We start from the raw sequence: 21692 nt of genomic DNA on the forward strand, positions 1-21692 counted from the left end.
GAGTCGATGCGTTGGCATCGACTCTTATTTGTAGTCGTCTTTTCGGTCTAGTTGGACGGTGATTTGGACAGCTTTTCGGGTTGGATCGGCGTAACCTTCCGCGACGCACTGGAAACGACCTGCAATCTGTTCAGCTAAAAATCCAGCTTCAAGCTGATAATAACCTGTCGCTTTGGCCTGAGTCGCAGGTGGTGGGATCAATTCATATGTAAATTTGCTCCCACGTTCCTTCTTGATTCTCAACTCTCCCCAACCTGCCTCTGCGAAGAAGGCAGTCAGTTCATCGTCGGACATCGTCGGGAACTTACGGGCGACCCGTTTTCCTGACCAATAGATGACTTGGGCGTAATCTTCGCCAAGCAAATCCGTCAACACATAGTCGCGAAGCAGTTCAATCGCGAAAATTGGTTGGCTCATCGTTTCCATTCTATCCCATCACTCCAATCTCTCTATATCATTATAACGACCAATTGGAATTTGGTCATCCTGTATTTTTGAAAAGAATGTGGCACAAATCGGCTAGGTTGTCTTGTCATACAATTTTCACAAGAGTAGAATAGGAGACAGAAAGCTATATCTGCATTTGAAAACGCTTTTATTGACAATACGAGCCAATGCTCGTGAAAAGGGGGAACTAGAATGGCAGCGCATCGTGACTACTTCAGTCGTAAAGTCCATTCGCTACTTGGGGTCATTCCAATCGGTTTGTTTTTGATCGTCCATTTGTCGGTCAACTACTACATCGTCGATGGGGTGGAGTCATTCAACAAAGCAGCAAAATTCATGGGGAACTTACCGTATTTGTACTTCCTTGAAGTGACAATTATCGCATTGCCGATGATTTTCCACGGGGTGTACGGCGTGTACTATGCGTTTCTCGGGTCGATCAACTCGAACCGCTATTCATACGCACGCAACTGGTTGTATCTCTTCCAACGTTTCACAGGAGTCTTCCTCGTGATCTTCATCGCTTGGCACGTTTGGGAAACGCGTCTTGCGAAATTGCGCGGGGTAGAAGTCAATGCGGAGATGATGCAAAACATCGTCGACAACCCGCTCATGTTGATCTTCTACATAGTCGGAATCCTTTCGGCTACGTTCCACTTCGCGAACGGTCTTTGGTCGTTCTCGATCACGTGGGGTATCACACAGTCACCTCGTTCGCAACGTCTCATGAGCTACGTATCAGGTGTCGTGTTCTTGGCACTATCTTTTGTCGGCATCCGTTCGATTTTGACGTTTGCAGGCATCTTGTAATTAGGGGGAATTTTACATGGCAAATCAAAGTTTGATCGTCATCGGTGGCGGTCTAGCTGGACTCATGGCGACAATCAAGTCGGCAGAGATGGGTGTTCCGGTAAAACTATTCTCGCTTGTACCGGTCAAGCGTTCACATTCAGTTTGTGCCCAAGGTGGGATTAACGGGGCCGTCAACACGAAAGGGGAAGGTGACTCTCCTTGGCAACACTTTGACGACACGGTCTACGGAGGCGACTTCCTCGCCAACCAACCGCCTGTCCAAAAGATGGCGGAGAATGCTCCGAAAATCATTCACATGTTCGACCGGATGGGCGTCATGTTCAACCGTACGCCAGAAGGTCTCTTAGACTTCCGTCGTTTCGGTGGAACCCTTCACCACCGTACGGCATACGCTGGAGCGACGACAGGACAGCAACTTCTCTATGCACTCGATGAGCAGGTTCGTCGTTACGAAGCGCAAGGTCTCGTCGAAAAATATGAAGGATGGGAGTTCCTTCGCGCCGTCATCGACGAAGAAGGCATCTGCCGTGGCGCGGTATGTCAAGATTTGCGCTCGATGGAAATTAAAGCGTTCCCATCGGATGCGGTCATCTTGGCGACAGGTGGCCCAGGGGTCATCTTCGGTAAATCGACTAACTCGGTCATCAACACCGGTCAAGCAGCGGCAGCGGTTTACCGCCAAGGCGCGGTCTACGCGAACGGGGAGTTCATCCAAATTCACCCGACGGCGATTCCTGGGGACGACAAACTTCGTCTCATGAGTGAGTCGGCTCGTGGAGAAGGTGGACGTGTCTGGACATATAAAGACGGGAAGCCGTGGTACTTCCTCGAAGAAAAATATCCAGCTTACGGAAACCTCGTACCGCGTGACATCGCGACACGTGAGATCTTCGACGTATGTGTCAACCAAAAACTCGGCGTCAACGGCGAGAACATGGTTTACCTCGACTTGTCTCATAAAGATTCGAAAGAACTTGACATCAAACTCGGTGGGATCCTCGAAATCTACGAGAAATTCGTAGGGGACGACCCGCGTAAAGTACCGATGAAAATCTTCCCGGCAGTCCACTATTCGATGGGCGGACTATGGGTCGACTACGATCAGATGACGAACATTCCGGGTCTCTTCGCAGCTGGTGAATGTGACTACTCGATGCACGGTGCAAACCGTCTCGGTGCGAACTCGCTTCTTTCAGCCGTACATGGCGGAATGGAAGCAGGTCCTGCGGCAGTCAACTACATGCGTGGTCTTGACCAAACGACAGAAAGCGTCTCAGAAGCGCTCTTTAACTTCAACGAACGTGAAGAAATCGAGCGATTCAACAACATCCTTGCGATGGATGGAACAGAGAATGCGTATCAGATTCACCGTGAACTCGGTGAACTCATGACGGACAACGTCACAGTTGTTCGCTACAATGACAAACTTGAAGCGACCGACAAGAAAATCCAAGAATTGCGTGAACGTTTCCATAAGATTTCAGCTACGGATACGGCACGTTGGAGCAACCAAGGGGCATCGTTCATTCGACAACTCGACCACATGCTCGACCTCGCACGCGTCATCACACTTGGCGCACTCAAACGGGACGAGAGCCGTGGAGCTCATTACAAACCGGAGTTCCCGGAACGTAATGATGAGCAGTTCATGAAGACGACGATGGCACGTTACAAAGATGGGGAAGTCGATATCTCGTATGAAGACATCGATGTTTCGTTAATCCCGCCACGTAAACGGGATTACTCGAAGAAAGGGGCGAAGACGAAATGACGACGCCAATGCAATCTGAACAAAAAGACATCCGCTTCATCATTGAACGCCAAGATGGACCGGATCAAGCGACGTATACGGAAGAATTCACGGTACCATACCGTCCAAACATGAACGTCATCTCGGCATTGATGGAAATCCGCCGCAACCCGGTCAACGCGAACGGGGACAAGACGACACCGATCAACTGGGACATGAACTGTCTTGAAGAAGTATGTGGTGCCTGTTCGATGATCATCAACGGGAAGCCGCGCCAGTCGTGTACGGCACTCGTCGATAAACTCGAGCAACCAATCCGTCTTGCGCCGATGAAGACGTTCCCGGTCATCCGTGACCTTCAAGTCGACCGTCAACGCATGTTCGACGCGTTGAAAAAAGTGAAGGCATGGGTCCCAATCGATGGCACATACGACCTCGGTCCAGGACCGCGTATGCCGGAGAATAAACGTCAATGGGCGTACGAATTATCGAAATGTATGACGTGTGGCGTTTGTCTTGAAGCGTGTCCGAACGTGAACGACAAATCGGACTTCATCGGTCCAGCGGCGATTTCGCAAGTCCGACTCTTCAACTCACATCCAACAGGTGCCTTCCACGCGGAAGACCGCCTCGAGGCACTCATGGAAGACGGTGGCATCATGCAGTGCGGAAACGCACAAAACTGTGTCGAGGTTTGTCCGAAGGGCATCCCGCTCACGACGTCAATCGCTTCGATGAACCGTCAAACGACGCTTCACTCGTTCAAACAGTTCTTCGGTAGTGACAAAGGTCGCACCGGTTCTGCGGTCGAGGCGTAAGCGAGCCGATGACCAAGTACTTTCGAGAGCCAGGTTGGGAAACACGTGTCAAAAGAGGGATTGCGCTCGATGTGAAAGTTCGCTTTTCGGAGTGCGACCCGTATGGTCACATGAACAACACAATTCCGTTCATCTATTTCGAAGATGCCCGGATCGAGTTGTTAGAGGCGACAGGATTCTCCTTGAAGGACGGATTCGTCGTTGTCGCCGATGCGCAATGTGACTATGTTCGACAAGTCATGCCACGTCAACAGCTGACTGTGCATGCCAATATCTTGACGGTCGGAAACACTTCATGTGATATTCATTACGGGGCATATGACGGAGAGCAACTCCTCTTCGCAGGACGGACAAGCCTCGTTCATTTAACGAAGGAAGGCCGTCCTACGGAATGGACTCCGGAATATAAAAACCGCTTGCAGAATTTTTGCGAATCCGCTATCATTTGATAATGAGTTCACAAACAAAAAATATTCTGCTGGTTCGCCTGTAGAATTGAATTTTGAAGGGAGACCATCATCTCATGGAAAAAACGTTCACAGTCGTTGCTGATTCAGGAATTCACGCTCGTCCAGCTACTCAGTTAGTTAACACAGCTTCTAAGTTCCAGTCAGACATCAACCTCGAGTACAATGGTAAAACAGTTAACTTGAAGTCGATCATGGGTGTACTTTCACTCGGTATCGCAAAAGATTCTACAATCAAGATCACTGCTGAAGGTGAAGATGCAGAAGAAGCGATCAACACGCTTTCTGACATGCTCACTAGCGAAGGTCTTGCTCAGTAATTCGGGTAAGGGACGAGGCGCCACTGGCGACCTCGTCTTTTTTTGTCATGGGAACGTTTCTTTTTCCGTCCGAGTTTTTTTGGTAAGATAGGTGAGAATGGAAGTGATGCAAATGAAACGAGCGATTGGAGTCCTCGATTCAGGAGTCGGCGGGTTGACGGTAGTCAAAGAATTGATGCGCCAACTCCCTAAAGAAGAGATTGTCTATATCGGAGATACTGAACGCTGTCCGTACGGGCCGCGTCCGCACGATGAGATTGAAGCATATACATGGGAATTGATTGAATTTTTATTAAAGAAAGACGTCAAAATGATTGTTATCGCCTGTAATACGGCGACCGCGGTCGTATTGAAAGAGGCGCGCAAACGTCTCGACATCCCGGTCATCGGTGTCATCGACCCGGGTGCCCGCGGGGCTGTCAAAGGGACGCGTAACAAGCATATCGGTGTCATCGGTACGAAGATGACGATTGAGAGCGGTTCATATGAAAAGGCGTTACGTCACGTGGCAGGTGAGGTCGATGTGTATTCACTCGCGTGCCCACCGTTCGTCCCGCTCGTAGAGGCTGGAGAAGTGTCTGGAGAGCGCGTACGTCAAGTGGTGGAGGAAACACTTCGTCCACTTCAGCCATCCGAGATGGATACGTTGATTCTCGGTTGTACGCATTACCCACTCCTTGCCCCAGTCATTCAAGATGTGGTCGGACCGGACGTCCACCTCATCTCATCAGGTGACGAGACGGCGCTTGAAGTGGCTGCGATGCTCGATTATCAGGAACTTGAGAATGCATTGGATGCAGTCCCGGCACATGCCTTCTATGCGACGGGTGATATCGAACTATTTGACCGACTCGCGAGCGAATGGCTCGGGCGTCCGGTTCATGCGGAGAAAGTCGAGGTGACCGGCATTGCGTGATGCGAGACGATTTGATGAACTGCGCCCAGTCGAGATTGTGCCGCACGTGAACAAGCATGCGGAAGGGTCCGTATTAATTTCAATCGGCGATACGAAAGTCATCTGTACCGCGACTGTGGAAGAGCGGGTACCGAATTTCCTTCGTGGAAAGAAACAAGGTTGGATCAATGCAGAATATGCGATGCTCCCAAGGGCGACGGGAGACCGTACTGTCCGGGAAGCGGTACGCGGAAAACAGTCGGGACGAACGATGGAGATTCAGCGTCTGATTGGCCGGTCGCTCCGCTCTGTCGTGGACTTAGAACGTCTCGGTGAACGGACGATTTGGGTCGACTGCGACGTCATTCAAGCGGATGGTGGAACTCGGACGGCCTCCATTACCGGTGGCTTTTGCGCGCTCGTGTTGGCCGTCGATCGCTTGATTCGCCAAGGGAAACTTGAAGATACACCGATTAAAGAAGGTGTGGCCGCAATTTCGGTCGGGCGAACGGACGAGCTTGTCTTAGACTTGGATTACCTAGAAGATGCTGCGGCAGAGGTTGACATGAATGTCGTCATGACGGCAAGCGGTCGGTTCGTCGAAGTACAAGGTACAGGGGAAGAGGCGACGTTCACGCTACAAGAGATGAACGAGATGCTCGCGCTCGCGCAACACGGCATCGAATCATTATTCAAGACGGCGGAAGCGGCACTCGGTGCTTCTTGGTGGTACGTCGGGGAACGTTCGGAGGAGACATTATGAAGTTGATTATTGCGACACACAATCCTGGAAAAGTGAAAGAACTCGAAGGGATGTTGACGCCGCTCGGATTCGAGGTCGAGTCACTCCTCGACTATCCGGATGCGCCAGAGACGGAAGAGACCGGAACGACATTTGAAGAGAATGCGGCGTTAAAGGCGACGGAGGCGGCAGCTTACTTTGGACATGCCGTCCTCGCGGATGACTCCGGTCTTGAAGTCGACGCGCTTGACGGGGCACCGGGAGTATACTCGGCCCGCTTTGCAGGACCAGAAAAGTCAGACGAGGCGAACAACGCCCTTCTTCTTGAAAAATTGAACGGAGAGACGAATCGTACGGCTCGTTTCGTCTGTGCGCTCTGCCTTGCGAAACCGAGCGGAGAGACGTTGACCGTTCGTGGAACAATCGAAGGGACAATCGGTTATTCCCCACAAGGCGAAAATGGTTTTGGATACGATCCACTCTTTATCGTCCCATCGCTTCATAAGACAGCGGCAGAGTTGGAGCGTGACGAGAAGGCGGTCGTCAGCCACCGTGGACAGGCACTACGAAAACTGGAGGCAGAAATCATACCATTCATGAAAGGATGAAGCTTATGCGTTTTCTAATAGTGAGTGATAGTCATGGGTTGACCGAAGAATTGACAACGATTTTTGAACGACACGAGGCGGAGATTGATGACGCGTTCCATTGCGGCGATTCACAACTCGCACTTGTCGATGAACATTTGTTGCCGTATCGAACGGTCCGCGGGAACTGTGATTTTGGGGGAGACCTTCCCCTTGAACGAATCGAGACGACGGATGCCGGTACAATCTTAATCGTTCACGGGCACCATCATGACGTCAAATTCGATTTGAATCGGCTGCGTTACCGGGCTGAAGAAGTGGGCGCGAACGTCGTCTTGTTCGGTCACTCGCATGTGGCGGGTGCTTTGATCGAGGACGGGGTCGTCTACATCAACCCGGGTTCGATTCGGATGCCACGGGGACGTTCGGACAAAACGTATGCGCTTCTTAACCTAGAAAACGGGGAAGCAGCGGTACGTTTTTATCGCTCGGAAGACGGTTCTCACGTCGAAGATTTGGACATCGCAGGAAAACTATGAGTTTCGAATGGGAAATCGATTGACAGGAAACCATTTTTCTATTATAGTTTTCATGTCAATGTCCCAATAGCTCAGCAGGATAGAGCAACGGCCTTCAAGACAAATAGGAGCCTTTATAGGGAAACAGAAACCTATAAAGTGGACGACACTATATCGGTGAAGCCTTAACAGATGATGCTGATGGTAATACCGAGGAAACTCATTCCCGATTGGGTCGAGTTGATTCGAATGTCTATGCATGTAGAGGTAGAATCAATGGAGGAGCATCATGCTCGTGAGGTTCCGTAGAGACTACACGTGTCGCACCTGAAACGGTGAAGATATAGTCCAGACTACAAACAACACGATGTTGGTGACGAAAGTCATGGTGGTAAGCTAAGCCGTCGGTCGGGGGTTCGAATCCCTCTTGGGACGCTTCCATTAAAATAGAGACGCTCTCTACGGAGAACGTCTCTTTTTTCATTTTCCGGGAAATCGATTGACAAGGAATCGCGTCCTAACGGAAGATGAAGGGGAATGGAAGAGAGGGTGAGGGAAGATGGAGAAGGAAAAGGATCAGGACTATCCGTTCCCTGGGAATTGGGCGCGTCTGCATAAGATGATTCAGGAAGCAGATGTTTCTGGGGAACGACAGCGGATCGAACCGATTTTATGGGATTGGTATCAGACGATTCCAGGTGACCCGTTTATTTTCATGGAAATCTTCCAATGTGCAATGGAACGGCCGGACGACCCAGAGACACTCGAGAAGCTGCAGGAACTTGTCGGCATCCATATGTCCGAGGCGGAAGAACCGGCCTCAGGAGGGTTGCAGATTGCGCAGTATTACATCATGCGGGACCAACCGTTTGAAGCGGCGCACTGGATCAACCAGTATCTCGAATGGCAGGACAAGAAGGATACGGTCAACACACAAGCACATCAGGTGCTTCAAGTGTTGAAGATGACGGAGTTTCCGGCGGCAATTGCCAAATTGAAACGAACGCTGACACGAGGGAGTACGGGGGAACAGATTGAAGCATTACAACATGTTCACTTTCAAATCGACCCGGTGCTCGACAATGTGCTACATGAACTGCTCGTGTCGGAGCGTCCGAAGCTCGTCAAACTGATCGTGTTGGAAAAAGCGTTCGCCGAACTAGAAGTCATCGAATGGACGGATGGGGACGTTTCGAACAAGATGACACGAACAGAAGCAAAAGCGCAGATTGAAACATGGGAGAAGACCGTCTTTTCACTTCAAAAATCAGTTGAAGGCGATGAGATCGGGACCCAGCTGTTGATGAATTACATGTATACGCATTATCCGTATGTACCGGCCGAAGATGTGGAACAGGCGCTCGTACAGGCGAAACAAGCGATTTTACATGACGAATCAGTCGACGGTTTAGCTGCGGAGATTTTAGAGGCGGATCTTCGCTTTACACAGGCGTTATTAGACTAAATCCTTGTGTGCTTACCGAGGATTTATGCTATAATACGGATTGTTGTACATTTTTGTACGGTATAAACGAATTGTTGGAGGGACTTAGCATGACAGCAAAATGGGAAAAAACATCAGGTAGCCAAGGCGTACTCACGTACGAAGCTCCTGCAGAAGCTTTTGATAAAGCAGTTGACGCCGCATTTAAAACAGTCGTCAAAGACTTGAACGTGCCTGGCTTCCGTAAAGGTAAATTGCCACGCCCAATGTTCAACAAAATGTATGGAGAAGAAGCACTCTATCAAGATGCGCTCGACATTCTCTACCGCGACACAATCCAAGGTGCGGTTGAAGAAGCTGGTTTCGAACCAATCGCGCTCGAAAACATCGATGTAGACGGCACGCTCGAGAAAGGCAAACCAGTCGCTTTCAAAGTGACATTCGTGGTTGAGCCAGAAGCTGAGCTTGGCGAATACAAAGGTCTTGAGTACGAAGCTGTTTCTACAGAAGTGACAGAAGACGAAGTAACAGCAGAACTTGAAGCACTTCAACAGCAAGGCGCAGAACTCGCTGTTAAAGAAGGTGCAATCGAAAACGGCGATACAGCTGTATTTGATTTCGCAGGTTTCGCTGACGGTGAGCAGTTCGAAGGCGGCACAGCTGAGAACTACACACTCGAAATCGGTTCTGGTCAATTCATCCCGGGATTCGAAGAGCAAATGATCGGCATGACTGCTGGTGAAGAAAAAGACGTTGAAGTAACATTCCCTGAAGAGTACCACGCTGAAAACTTGGCGGGTAAACCAGCGACATTCAAAGTCAAACTTCACGAAGTCAAAACAAAACAAGTTCCTGAACTCGACGACGAGTTTGCAAAAGACATCGACGAGTCTGTTTCGACACTCGACGAGTTGAAAGCAAGCATCCGTGAGCGTTTAGAAGCTGGTAAGAAACAAGAAGCTGAAGGTACAATGCGCGACCAACTCGTAGAGCAGGCAACTGCTAACGCGACAATCGACGTACCGGAAGTTCTCGTTGAACAAGAAGTTGACCGCATGGTACAAGAGTTCGGTTCACGTGTATCTTCACAAGGAATCGACCTTAACATGTACTTCGAGCTCACTGGTACTTCTGAAGAAGCAATGCGCGAAGAGATGAAAGAGCAAGCTGAAGAGCGCGTAAAAGCTCGTCTCGTCTTGAAAGCAATCGCTGACAAAGAAGCAATCGAAGTATCTGACGAAGATGCTGAGAAAGAGCTTGAAGAAATGTCTAAACTTTACAACATCGCACCGGACCAACTCCGTACGATGCTCGCTCCGCAAGGCGGCCTTGAGACACTTAAAGGTGACCTCAAATTCCGTAAAGCGATCGACATCCTCGTTGAAAACGGTAAAGCGAAGTAAGCTGATATTCGAAGGGACGACTGCCTAGCGGTCGTCCTTTTTTCTGTCACAGCACATTGCATGTGTAATTCTTTGAAGTCGCAATATGTTCATGCTACAATTATTTCAACGCAGAGATGTAAAATGTCTTTTCGCGGTGCATCGCACCAGAAAATTCAAATCGCGATTTATCGCACTTACATCCATTTTCACCACAGAAGGGGTGTATCGAATGTTCAAATTTAACGAGGAAAAGGGGCAACTCAAGTGCTCGTTTTGCGGAAAATCGCAAGAACAAGTTCGTAAGTTAGTCGCTGGACCAGGTGTATACATTTGCGATGAGTGTATCGAACTTTGTAATGAAATCGTTGAGGAAGAGCTCGGTGTAGAGGAAGAAGTCGAATTCAAAGACATTCCAAAACCACAAGAGATTCGTAACATCCTAGACGATTATGTCATTGGTCAAGACCGCGCGAAACGTGCGCTTTCAGTCGCTGTCTATAACCACTATAAACGGATCAACGCCGGCGGCCGTTCGGATGATGTCGAACTTGCGAAGTCGAACATCGTCATGATCGGACCAACTGGTAGCGGGAAGACGCTTCTCGCTCAGACGATGGCTCGCGTCTTGAACGTCCCATTCGCAATCGCAGATGCGACGAGCTTGACGGAAGCAGGTTACGTCGGAGAAGACGTCGAGAATATCTTGCTCAAATTGATTCAATCGGCTGACTATGATGTCGAGAAGGCTGAAAAAGGGATCATCTACATCGATGAAATCGATAAGATTGCCCGTAAGTCTGAAAACCCATCGATTACGCGTGATGTATCCGGTGAAGGCGTTCAGCAGGCGCTCCTTAAAATTCTTGAAGGCACGACAGCAAGCGTACCGCCACAAGGTGGACGGAAGCATCCGCATCAAGAATTTATCCAAATCGACACAACAAACATTCTCTTCATTGTCGGTGGCGCATTCGCCGGCATCGAATCGGTCGTCAAACGCCGAATCGGGAAGAAAGTCATCGGTTTCGGAAACGATCAAGAGAATCGCGAGTTGACGCAAGAGGACTTGCTCGCCCGCGCACTCCCTGAAGACCTTCAAAAATTCGGCTTGATTCCTGAGTTCATCGGACGTTTGCCAGTCATGGCGACGCTCACGACACTCGATGAAGAAGCGCTCGTTGAAATCTTGACGAAGCCGAAAAATGCTCTCGTCCGTCAGTACGAGAAAATGCTCGAGCTTGACGATGTCGAATTGACGTTCACAGACGAAGCATTGATCGAAATCGCCAAACTTGCGATCAAACGTAAGACTGGCGCGCGCGGTCTCCGCTCGATTATCGAAGAAATGATGCTCGATGTGATGTTCACTGTCCCATCGCGTGACGATATCGAGAAAGTCATCATCACGGATGAAACGATTACGGGTCTTGCCGGTCCGAAATACGTCCTTCGTGACGGTACTGTCGAACAGACAGGGGACAACAAAGAGACAGCATAATTCTTTAACGAAGAAGGCTCAAACACTCGGCACATCCGAGTTTTGGGCCTTTTTGCACAGGAGGCGTTGTATATGGAAAAATTACCAATCCTTCCTTTGCGAGGAGTCGTCGTATATCCGCTCATCGGTGTGACCATCGATGTCGGACGCCCGTTATCCCTTCGGGCGCTCCTTGCCGCAAAGGAGCATGAAACAGATTTGATTGTCGTGACACAGAAAGAAACTGGGAACGAGTCTCCAGAACCGGAAGACTTGTACATGGTTGGAACGCGTGTCCACATTGCGAAGATGAGTGAACTGTCGAACGAGACGATTCGGGTTCGGATCGTCGGGAAAGAGCGCGTCCGTGTCGACTCGGTCGAATCGACAGATGAAGGATGGTTCGCCAACATCGAACCGGTCGAACTCATAGAAGGGGAAGAGGTCGAACGAACAGCACTCGTCCGTCTGTTGAAAGAACAGTTCGGAAAACTCGTCGCAAACATTAAGGGTATGTCGCCAGATGAGCGTCGCCGTTTCGAGATGTATGAGCGGCTTGAATCGCTCACGGACTATATCACGTCGAAACTCGATGTCGACGTCGAGCTTCGCCAAGCGATGCTCGAAGAGGCGGATGCCGTCAAGCGAGGACTTGAACTGCTTGAAATCATCGCACACGAGGTCGAAGTGATTGAGCTCGAGCAAGAGATGCGCGAGCGGACGAAGAAGTCGATTGAGCAGTCGCAGCGCGAGTATTACTTACGGGAACAGATGAAGACGATCCAGCAAGAACTCGGAGACCAGACGCAAGAGTCAGAACCGAACCGCCTTCGTGAGAAGCTAGAGGCGCTCGACTTGCCAGAGACGACGCGGAAGAACGTCATGCGTGAAGCGGAACGATTGAACGTCGTGCCGCAGACGTCTCCGGAGTATGCGGTCATCCGTAACTACCTCGACTGGGTCACTTCTCTTCCTTGGGGCATTGAGACGGAAGACAAGCTTGACGTGAAACATGCGGCAGACGTCCTCGACGATGACCATTACGGCTTAGAATCGGTAAAAGACCGTATCCTCGAGTATTTGGCCGTCCGCCAGTTGACGAACTCGCTTCGTGGACCAATCCTCTGTCTCGCCGGACCTCCAGGGGTCGGGAAGACGTCACTCGCTCGTTCGATCGCCTCGGCACTTGAACGTCACTTCGTTCGTGTCTCACTCGGTGGTGTGCGTGATGAGGCGGAAATCCGTGGGCACCGTCGTACGTATATCGGTGCGATGCCAGGACGGATCATTCGCGGATTGAAGCAAGCGGAAAGCAAAAATCCGGTCTTCTTGCTCGATGAGATCGACAAAATGGCTTCTGACTTCAGAGGGGACCCGGCGTCCGCGATGCTAGAAGTGCTCGACCCAGAACAAAACGTCTCCTTCTCGGACCACTACATCGAAGAACCGTTCGATTTGTCGAACGTTCTCTTTATCGCAACTGCGAATGATGTCTCACAAATCCCAGCACCGCTTCTTGACCGGATGGAATTGATTCAAATCGGTGGATACACGGAGCTTGAGAAAGTAGAGATCGCGAAGCGTCACTTGGTGCCGAAACAGTTGACAGAGCACGGATTGAAGAAGAGTCAGTTGACGATTAAAGAAGATGCGCTCTATGAAGTCGTCCGTCGTTACACACGTGAAGCCGGCGTCCGGAACTTAGAACGCGTCATCGGATCACTCTGCCGGAAAGCCGCGAAACAAATCGCCATCGGGGAGAAGAAACGGGTCACGATTTCGAAAAAGGCGATCATCACGTATCTCGGGAAGCCGAAGTATCGCTACGGAAAAGGGGAGACCGAGGACTCCATCGGTGCGGTGACAGGCCTTGCCTACACGGCGTTTGGTGGCGACACGCTCACAATCGAAGTGGCGCTCGCTCCAGGGAAAGGCAAACTTCAGTTGACGGGTAAACTTGGTGATGTGATGCAGGAGTCGGCACAAACAGCATATAGCTATGTCCGTGCAAACGCAGAGCGGTTCGGGATTGACCCGACGTTCTATGAGCGACAAGACATTCACATTCACGTGCCAGAGGGTGCCGTGCCAAAAGACGGACCGTCGGCCGGCATCACGATCGCGACAGCCTTGATTTCCGCATTGACCGGGAAGAAAGTCCATCGCGACGTCGGGATGACAGGTGAGATCACACTCCGTGGACGTGTTTTGCCGATCGGCGGATTGAAAGAAAAAGCGCTCGCTGCTCATCGGGCCGGGTTGACGACCATCGTCATTCCGAAAGATAATGAGCGAGACATCGATGATATTCAAGAGACGGTTCGTGAGAAATTGACGTTCGTTCCCGTGACGACACTCGATGAAGTACTAGATGTAGCATTTGGAGGAAATTAAATGAAGATCAACAAAGCAGAGTTTGTGACGAGTGCCGTCGCGCCAGACCATTACCCGGTCCATGACTTGCCGGAAGTGGCACTTGCCGGGCGGTCGAACGTCGGGAAATCGTCGTTCATCAATAAGATTTGCCAACGGAAGGCGCTCGCACGGACGTCTTCGAAACCAGGGAAGACACAGACCCTCAACTTCTTCAACATCAATGATGAGATCATGTTCGTTGACGTTCCGGGATACGGATATGCGAAAGTCTCGAAGACGGAACGTGAGAAGTGGGGCGTCATGATGGAACAGTATTTGACGAGTCAAGAGGCGCTTCGCGGCGTCGTCTTACTCGTCGATATCCGTCATGATCCGACGGGTGACGATGTGACGATGTACAACTTTTTGAAACATTATGAGATTCCGGTCATCGTTGTGGCGACGAAACTCGATAAAATCAAGAAGAGTCAGCGTCAAAAACATGAGGCGGCGGTGAAACGCAAGCTTCAATTCGATCCATCTGACCGTTTTGTCGCCTTCTCAGCCGAGACGGCAGAAGGAAAAGACGAGGCATGGAAAGCGATTTACGCACTCATCACTGAAGGCGAATAAGGAGAAGGCGAAGGGATTCCTTCGCCTTTTTGTTTTTGTCAGCCCGCAAGCGGGTAATTATCGTATAATCATAGTTAGTACATAGTCATCATTGTAAACGAGGTGGAGAAATGCAACGCATGTTTGAAAACAAATGGTATCGCGCCCTCTTTTGGACGCTGACCATCTTTTTAGTCATTTGGGTCGGGACACAGATCTCATTCGTGTTTGAACCGATTCAAGTCATCTTGGCACTCGTCACGGTTCCGCTTATTGTGGCCGGACTCTTCTTTTATTTTCTGGTCGGGATTGTCGATTTCTTAGAGAAACGCTTAAAAGGGAAGAGAACGCTAGCTGTAGCCATCACACTGATCGGACTCGTGCTTATTTTTACACTTGTCTTCAGTATTCTCGGACCGGTTTTAGGCGAACAAATCACGTCGCTCGTCAACTCTATGCCGAGTATCGCAAAAGAACTTCAGAAACAGGCGTTCGCTGTCCGTGACACGTTGCTTCAAAATGAGTTCTTTGCACGCTTCATGGCAGAAAATGACGAGATGTTCCGTAACTTGACGACGAACATCACGTCGTACTTAGGTGATCTGTTCGGAAATATCGCCTCGTCATTTGGGCAAGTCGTTGGTTTCGTGACGTCAGCGGTTATCACGATTGTCGTCATCCCGTTCATGCTCCTTTACATGTTACTCGACGGGAAACGTTTACCAGACGCTATCGTCAAACTCTTACCCTCGAGCTATGAGAAAGAGACGCGTCACATCTTGCATGACATGCACGAGACGGTGCGGAGCTACGTCAACGCTCAGTTGCTCGTCGCATTCTTCGTTGGAATCACGTCACTGATCGGTCTATGGATCGTCGGTGTAGATTATGCCATCTTGCTCGCACTCTTCATGATGGTAACAAATATCATCCCTTACGTTGGACCGTTCCTAGGGGCTGCACCGGCAGTGGTCGTGGCATTCATTCAAGATCCAATCAAGGTATTATGGGTCATCGTTGTCATCATCGTCGTGCAACAAATTGAGTCGAACGTCATCTCGCCACTCATTCAAGGGAAGTCGTTAAAAGTACACCCGCTCACGATCATCATCGTCTTGCTCGTGGCAGGAAATTTGGCCGGTATCATCGGAATGCTCATCGCTGTACCGTTTTATGCGGTCGCCAAAACGGTTGTCCAGAATATCGTTCGCATCTATAAATTACGGGAACGGGAGCATTATTTAGACAAAGAGGAGCCCGAGAGTTCGATCATCACGGACCCGAACTCGCCAAATCCATAAGAAAAAAGGGTAGGAATGGAGTTTCGCCATTTCTACTTCTTTTTGTCACAAAAAGTTCTTATTTTATTTCAGGAAAATCAAACAGAAGATTATAGTTACCAGATAAGAACTGTTATAATGTACGGTAGAGATTGAAAAAAGAAAAGACAACCGTCGGTGGAATTTAGATGAGGGGAAGAGATACATGTATATTGTCGTCGTTGGACTAAATAACAAGACAGCCCCTGTCGCGATTCGGGAGCAATTCTCGTTTGGGGAGCAAGAAATCGTGGATGCGATGATTGCACTTCGCGAAGAGAAGAGCATTTTCGAGTCGGTTATTTTGTCTACGTGTAACCGGACGGAGCTGTACGTCGTGACAGATCAACTCCATACTGGACGTTATTACACGAAACGTTTCTTGGCGAACTGGTTCAACCTAGAGATGGAGCAGTTCACACCATACTTGTCGATTCGAGAAGGGGAAGAGGCGATTCGCCACTTGTTCCGTGTCACGTCGGGCCTCGACTCGATGATCATCGGAGAAACACAAATTTTAGGTCAAGTGAAGACGAGTTTCTTCCGTGCCCAGGAGCATGGAACGACAGGAACGGTCTTCAACAAATTATTCAAAGAAGCGGTTACACTCGCCAAGCGCGCCCATACGGACACGCAAATTGGGGAAATGTCTGTATCGGTCAGTTCGGCTGCCGTGACGCTCGCACAAGAGATGTATCAACAGCTTGAAGACAAACAAGTCGTCGTCGTCGGAGCCGGTGAGACGGGTGAATTGACGACACTCAACTTATTTGAAGCTGGTGCGAAACAAATCGCTGTCTTCAACCGGACGGAGAGCAAAGCAAAAGCTGTAGCGGATAAGTTCAAAGGCCGTGCCCATTCGATTCGTGAGATCGCATGTGGATTACTTGATGCAGATATTTTGATTAGTTCGACCGGGGCGAAGGATGCCGTTATTGGATACGACGATGTAGCGGCTGCGCAGTTGCTGCGCCGCGAACGTCCGCTTCTTCTCATTGACATCGCTGTGCCGCGAGATATCGATCCAGCGGTCGCGACACTTCCGGGTGTGCATTTGTTCGATGTCGATGATTTGAATGGAATCGTAAACAAAAATCTTGAAGCGCGTCTCGTCGAGGCTGAAAAGATTGAAATGAAAATCGATGAAGCGATTCAAGAGTTCCAAACATGGCTCATCACGCTTGGTGTCGTGCCAATCATGAACGAGTTGCGTGCTCGTGCCCTTGATATTCAAGAAGATACGATGACGAGTCTTGAGCGTAAGCTCGACCATTTGTCAGCACGAGACAAGAAAGTCATCGGGAAGCACATGAAGTCGATCATCAATCAAATGCTTCGTGACCCGATTGACTACATTAAAGATGCAGCGGCTCAACCGGACGCGAACGTTCGAATCGCTCAATTCATCGAGACGTTCGGACTTGATGTCGAGTTGCCGGAACAACCTGTAGACGAAGTGGAAGAAACAGATGCCACTTCTGCCAAAGCACCACTTCGCGCATTGATGCGCTAACAAGACAAAAAGGCGACGCGTGTCGCCTTTTTCTATGAAGGAGAGATTGAACATGCGGAAAATCATTGTCGGCTCACGCCGTTCCCAACTCGCCATGACTCAAACAAAATGGGTCATCGAGCAGTTGAAGCAAGCTGGAGCAAAGAACGAGTTCGAGATTAAAGAAATCGTGACGAAAGGTGACCAAATCGTCGACGTGCAATTGTCGAAAGTCGGTGGGAAAGGGTTGTTCGTCAAAGAGATTCAACAACAGATGCTCGATGGGGACATCGATTTCGCCGTACACAGCATGAAAGACGTTCCGGCCGAACTACCAGAAGAACTCTATATTAGCTGCATGCCGAAACGTGTCGATGCGCGTGACGTCCTCATCTGTGAGAACGGCTACACGTTCGAGACGCTTCCAAAAGGTTCGATTGTCGGAACGAGCTCACTCCGTCGTGGTGCTCAAATCTTGGCAGCCCGTCCTGACCTTGAGATTCAATGGATTCGTGGAAACATCGACACGCGTCTGAAGAAGTTAGACGCCGAGAACTACAATGCCATCTTGCTCGCGAAAGCCGGACTTGAACGGATGGGGTGGACAGATCGTGTCGACTTCGAAGCGCTTGACCCGGACGTCATGGTACCTGCTGTCGGACAAGGCGTACTCGCCATCGAGAGCCGCAAGGACGACGCAGAAGTGACGGCAGTGCTTCAATTGTTGCATGATGAAGTGACAGCGAAAGCGGCTACAGCGGAGCGTACTTTCTTAAAAGCGATTGAAGGAAATTGTCACGTACCGGTCGGCGGTTATGCGACGGTCGACGGTGACGATGTGACACTGACAGGTCTCATCGCGTCAGTGGACGGGAAAGAAGTGCTCCGTGTGACGAAAACGTCAACGGACGGAATCGCACTCGGAATGGACGTAGCAGAAGAATTGCTCGGTCGTGGCGGGCGTGAAATCCTCGCCTCGGTCAATGAGTGACGTTTGGTACACGGGGACGAAACGAATGACCGCTTCGCAACGGGCACGGCTCGAGGCGAGCGGTCTTTCCGTTCATCATGTCCCGCTCATTCAGACGAGAGAGACGCATACACCGCCACCCGTGGAACGATTCGATTGGCTCGTCGTCACGAGTCAAAACGCGGTGCAAGCCCTTCGGAATCTGACGCGTGACGTCAAGGTCGCCGCTGTCGGGGAGAAGACGAAGCGGGCGCTTGAAGCGGAGGGCTTTACCGTCTCGCTCATGCCGGAGACGTATACGGGTGAGGCGCTTTTTGAGCAGTTATCTGACGTTGTTTCGACCGATGATGTCGTCTTGTTTGCACGTGGCAATTTGGCGAACACGTCCCATATGTCGATGTTGCCTCATGTACAGGACTGGGTCGTCTATGAGACGATTCCAATCCGATTGACCTCGGACCAACAACAACAACTCGAGACGGTGAAGGCGTTACTCGTCTTGAGTCCGTCGGCCGTCGATGCACTCACACCACACTTGTCCCACTTCAACGGGACGTGGTACGCCATTGGCGAAGTGACCGAACGCGCGGTCCGACAAGTGTCGACGTTACCGGTACGAGTTCCAGAATGTTATACTATGGATGCATTAATACAGTGTGTAGGGGAGGATTTTTCATGAACCAGTTTGACCGTCACCGTCGTCTTCGCTCATCGAAGTCGATGCGTGCCCTCGTACGTGAAAATCATGTTCGAAAAGAAGATTTGATTTACCCGCTCTTCATCATTGAAGGGACTAACATTAAACGTGAAGTCAGCTCGATGCCTGGCGTCTTCAATTATTCACTTGACCGACTCGAAGAAGAGATCAAAGAAATCGTCGACCTCGGTCTCCAATCTGTTCTCTTGTTCGGCGTGCCGGAACATAAAGACCCAGAAGGTAGTGAAGCGTATCATGACCACGGTATCGTCCAAGAGGCGATCCGTAAAGTGAAGGAGTGGGCGCCACAGCTCACGGTCATCGCCGATACGTGCCTCTGTGAATACACGTCGACAGGTCACTGTGGTCTCGTGAAGGATGGGGACGTCGATAACGACGCATCGCTACCCCTTCACGTCCAAACGGCGATCACGCAAGCACAGGCGGGTGCCGATATCATCGCACCGAGCTCGATGATGGACGGATTCGTCGCAGCTATCCGCGAAGGTCTCGACCAGAACGGATTTAGCCACATTCCAATCATGAGCTACGGCGTCAAATATGCATCAGCCTATTACGGACCGTTTCGTGACGCAGCCCAATCAGCTCCTGGAGAAGGCGACCGTAAAGGGTATCAGATGGACCCGGCGAACCGTCGCGAGGCGTTCCGCGAGTCACAATCGGATGTGGAACAAGGTGCCGACTTCATGATCGTCAAACCGGCTCTCGCGTTCATGGATATCATCCGTGACATGCGCGACTCACTCGATATGCCGATCGTGGCGTATAACGTGAGCGGAGAGTATGCGATGATCAAAGCCGCGTCACTCAACGACTGGGTCGACGAAGAACGCATCGTCATGGAGACGATGGTCGGATTCAAACGTGCCGGCGCCGATCTCATCGTCACGTATTTCGCAAAAGACGTCTGTCGCTATTTGGAAGGAGACTACGCATGACATACAACCAAACACGTTCACAAGAAGCGTTCGAACAAGCCCGCCCGCTCATGCCAGGCGGTGTCAACAGCCCGGTCCGTGCCTACAAATCGGTCGGCATGACGCCAATCTTCGCCGAACGCGGTGAAGGCTCACGCGTCTATGACATCGACGGCAACGAATATATCGATTACGTCCTCTCATGGGGACCACTCATCCTCGGTCACCGTGATCCGGTCGTCACGAAAGCGATCCAAGAACAAGCTGGAAAAGGCTGGACGTTCGGGACGCCGACCGAGCTTGAAACGAAGATGGCAGAACTCGTCATCGACCGTGTCCCATCGATCGAGATGGTCCGCATGGTCAACTCGGGAACGGAAGCGACGATGGCGGCACTTCGCCTCGCACGCGGCTATACCGGGAAGACAAAGATTTTGAAATTCGAAGGATGTTACCACGGACACGGTGACTCGCTTCTCATCAAAGCCGGGTCTGGCGTCGCGACGCTCGGTCTTCCAGACTCACCAGGTGTACCGAAAGAGCTTGCGAGCCATACGCTCACGGTTCCTTATAATGACTTGGACGCAGTCCGCGTCGCCTTTGAAAAATACGGTGATGATCTCGCTGGCGTTATCGTCGAACCAGCAGCAGGAAACATGGGCTTCGTGCCACCACAACCAGGGTTCCTCGAAGGACTTCGTGAGATCACGGAACAAAACGGTGCGCTCCTCATCTTTGATGAGGTCATGACGGGCTTCCGTGTCGGGTACAACTGTGCACAAGGGTATTTCGGTGTCACACCAGACCTCACGTGTCTCGGTAAGGTCATCGGCGGCGGACTTCCGGTCGGCGCTTACGGTGGGAAACGTGAAATCATGGAACAGATTGCACCACAAGGTCCAATCTATCAAGCTGGGACGCTCTCGGGTAACCCACTTGCGATGATTGCCGGTTACACGACACTCTCGCAACTCAAACCGGAGCACTACGCCGAGTTCGAGCGTAAAGCAGACCGTCTCGCGGAAGGCTTCACGCAAGCAGGCGAGAAATACAACATCCCACACGACACGAACCGCGCTGGCTCGATGTTCGGTTTCTTCTTCACGAACGAGAAAGTGACGAACTTCGAGAAAGCGAAGTCGGCAAACCTCGAGATGTTCCGTTCGTACTATCAGAAGATGGCGGCGCGCGGCGTCTTCTTGCCACCGTCACAGTTCGAAGGATTGTTCCTCTCGACGGCTCATACGGACGAGGATATCGAGAAGACGATCGCAGCGGTCGAGGCGACGTTCAAGGAGCTTCAAGAAGAGTTTTCACTCTAATCTTGACTGCTGACGTTTCTGTCGCTACAATTATTTAACAGATACGATGAAAAGCATTGATGAGGAGTAGTACGCATCCTCCATTCCTTTTAGAGACGCGACCGCTTGGTGAAAGGTTGCGAGGGATGGACGCGGAAGTCGCCTCGGAGCTAACTTTCTGAATGGAGTAAGAAAGTTCGGTCCATCGACCGTTATTCGATTTTGAGGGCGCCACTTGTTGGCGAACTAAGGTGGTACCGCGGAAGATCACGGCTTCTTTCGTCCTTAGCGTATAGGACGAGAGAAGCCGTTTTTGTGTTCACCAATAACATAGAGGAGGCGCCA

The 21692-nt window shown here is 50.7% G+C and carries 21 protein-coding genes and 1 other annotated feature; of the genes, 20 read left to right on the plus strand and 1 reads right to left on the minus strand.

Annotation, left to right across the window (positions count from 1 at the left end):
* Window positions 1-24: 24 nt before the first annotated feature.
* On the minus strand, window positions 25-417 hold the full coding sequence (locus KNO73_RS01060; protein ID WP_251024814.1) for a YslB family protein: 393 nt from the start codon (window positions 415-417) through the stop codon (window positions 25-27).
* 222 nt (window positions 418-639) lie between these two features.
* Here KNO73_RS01060 and KNO73_RS01065 point away from each other — a divergent pair, with 222 nt between their 5' ends.
* The 20 genes from KNO73_RS01065 to hemL all read left to right on the plus strand — a co-directional run bounded on the left by KNO73_RS01065 (window position 640) and on the right by hemL (window position 21368).
* Window positions 640-1257, plus strand: coding sequence for a succinate dehydrogenase cytochrome b558 subunit (locus KNO73_RS01065; protein WP_074032764.1), 618 nt, complete (start codon window positions 640-642; stop codon window positions 1255-1257).
* Between the two features lie 16 nt (window positions 1258-1273).
* Entirely contained in the window at window positions 1274-3031 is a 1758-nt protein-coding gene (gene sdhA, locus KNO73_RS01070; protein ID WP_214684756.1) for a succinate dehydrogenase flavoprotein subunit, read from the plus strand.
* 8 nt (window positions 3032-3039) lie between these two features.
* Window positions 3040-3828 (plus strand): succinate dehydrogenase iron-sulfur subunit, encoded by a 789-nt coding sequence (sdhB, locus tag KNO73_RS01075; RefSeq protein WP_193343274.1) that lies wholly within the window; start codon window positions 3040-3042, stop codon window positions 3826-3828.
* Between the two features lie 8 nt (window positions 3829-3836).
* The gene (locus KNO73_RS01080) at window positions 3837-4277 is read left to right on the plus strand and encodes an acyl-CoA thioesterase (protein ID WP_015881105.1); all 441 of its coding nucleotides are present in this window, start codon (window positions 3837-3839) and stop codon (window positions 4275-4277) included.
* A 74-nt stretch (window positions 4278-4351) separates the two neighbouring features.
* On the plus strand, window positions 4352-4615 hold the full coding sequence (locus KNO73_RS01085) for a phosphocarrier protein HPr (RefSeq protein ID WP_015881106.1): 264 nt from the start codon (window positions 4352-4354) through the stop codon (window positions 4613-4615).
* A gap of 112 nt (window positions 4616-4727) precedes the next feature.
* Window positions 4728-5531: a glutamate racemase gene (gene racE / locus KNO73_RS01090; protein WP_285222488.1), complete on the plus strand. Its 804-nt coding sequence runs from the start codon at window positions 4728-4730 to the stop codon at window positions 5529-5531.
* On the plus strand, window positions 5524-6273 hold the full coding sequence (gene rph, locus KNO73_RS01095) for a ribonuclease PH (RefSeq protein WP_214734005.1): 750 nt from the start codon (window positions 5524-5526) through the stop codon (window positions 6271-6273). The genes racE and rph overlap by 8 nt, the downstream gene beginning before the upstream one ends.
* Entirely contained in the window at window positions 6270-6860 is a 591-nt protein-coding gene (locus KNO73_RS01100) for an XTP/dITP diphosphatase (RefSeq protein ID WP_074037535.1), read from the plus strand. The genes rph and KNO73_RS01100 overlap by 4 nt, the downstream gene beginning before the upstream one ends.
* Window positions 6861-6865: 5 nt before the next feature.
* Window positions 6866-7378, plus strand: a complete 513-nt coding sequence (locus KNO73_RS01105; RefSeq protein WP_214734006.1) for a metallophosphoesterase family protein — start codon at window positions 6866-6868, stop codon at window positions 7376-7378.
* Window positions 7379-7916: 538 nt separating this feature from the next.
* Window positions 7917-8822, plus strand: coding sequence for a hypothetical protein (locus KNO73_RS01110; RefSeq protein WP_215111933.1), 906 nt, complete (start codon window positions 7917-7919; stop codon window positions 8820-8822).
* 89 nt (window positions 8823-8911) lie between these two features.
* Window positions 8912-10204, plus strand: a complete 1293-nt coding sequence (tig, locus tag KNO73_RS01115; protein WP_015881112.1) for a trigger factor — start codon at window positions 8912-8914, stop codon at window positions 10202-10204.
* Window positions 10205-10415: 211 nt separating this feature from the next.
* Window positions 10416-11684, plus strand: coding sequence for an ATP-dependent protease ATP-binding subunit ClpX (clpX, locus tag KNO73_RS01120; protein WP_015881113.1), 1269 nt, complete (start codon window positions 10416-10418; stop codon window positions 11682-11684).
* Window positions 11685-11756: 72 nt separating this feature from the next.
* Window positions 11757-14057 (plus strand): endopeptidase La, encoded by a 2301-nt coding sequence (gene lon, locus KNO73_RS01125; protein WP_215111934.1) that lies wholly within the window; start codon window positions 11757-11759, stop codon window positions 14055-14057.
* On the plus strand, window positions 14058-14651 hold the full coding sequence (yihA, locus tag KNO73_RS01130) for a ribosome biogenesis GTP-binding protein YihA/YsxC (RefSeq protein ID WP_078146534.1): 594 nt from the start codon (window positions 14058-14060) through the stop codon (window positions 14649-14651).
* A gap of 110 nt (window positions 14652-14761) precedes the next feature.
* Window positions 14762-15931: an AI-2E family transporter gene (locus KNO73_RS01135; RefSeq protein WP_078146535.1), complete on the plus strand. Its 1170-nt coding sequence runs from the start codon at window positions 14762-14764 to the stop codon at window positions 15929-15931.
* 184 nt (window positions 15932-16115) lie between these two features.
* Complete coding sequence (gene hemA, locus KNO73_RS01140; protein ID WP_215111935.1) at window positions 16116-17462, plus strand: glutamyl-tRNA reductase; 1347 nt, start codon at window positions 16116-16118, stop codon at window positions 17460-17462.
* Window positions 17463-17514: 52 nt separating this feature from the next.
* Window positions 17515-18432, plus strand: coding sequence for a hydroxymethylbilane synthase (gene hemC, locus KNO73_RS01145; protein WP_215111936.1), 918 nt, complete (start codon window positions 17515-17517; stop codon window positions 18430-18432).
* Window positions 18433-18457: 25 nt separating this feature from the next.
* Window positions 18458-19090, plus strand: coding sequence for a uroporphyrinogen-III synthase (locus tag KNO73_RS01150; protein WP_215111937.1), 633 nt, complete (start codon window positions 18458-18460; stop codon window positions 19088-19090).
* On the plus strand, window positions 19087-20067 hold the full coding sequence (gene hemB, locus KNO73_RS01155; protein WP_015881120.1) for a porphobilinogen synthase: 981 nt from the start codon (window positions 19087-19089) through the stop codon (window positions 20065-20067). The genes KNO73_RS01150 and hemB overlap by 4 nt, the downstream gene beginning before the upstream one ends.
* The gene (gene hemL / locus KNO73_RS01160; RefSeq protein WP_215111938.1) at window positions 20064-21368 is read left to right on the plus strand and encodes a glutamate-1-semialdehyde 2,1-aminomutase; all 1305 of its coding nucleotides are present in this window, start codon (window positions 20064-20066) and stop codon (window positions 21366-21368) included. Before hemB ends, hemL begins: the two co-directional genes overlap by 4 nt.
* 47 nt (window positions 21369-21415) lie before the next feature.
* Window positions 21416-21637: a binding site (T-box leader), on the plus strand.
* Window positions 21638-21692: the final 55 nt, after the last annotated feature.

Origin of the sequence: Exiguobacterium sp. s83, assembly GCF_018617095.1 — a bacterium.
GTDB classification, from domain to species: domain Bacteria; phylum Bacillota; class Bacilli; order Exiguobacteriales; family Exiguobacteriaceae; genus Exiguobacterium; species Exiguobacterium profundum.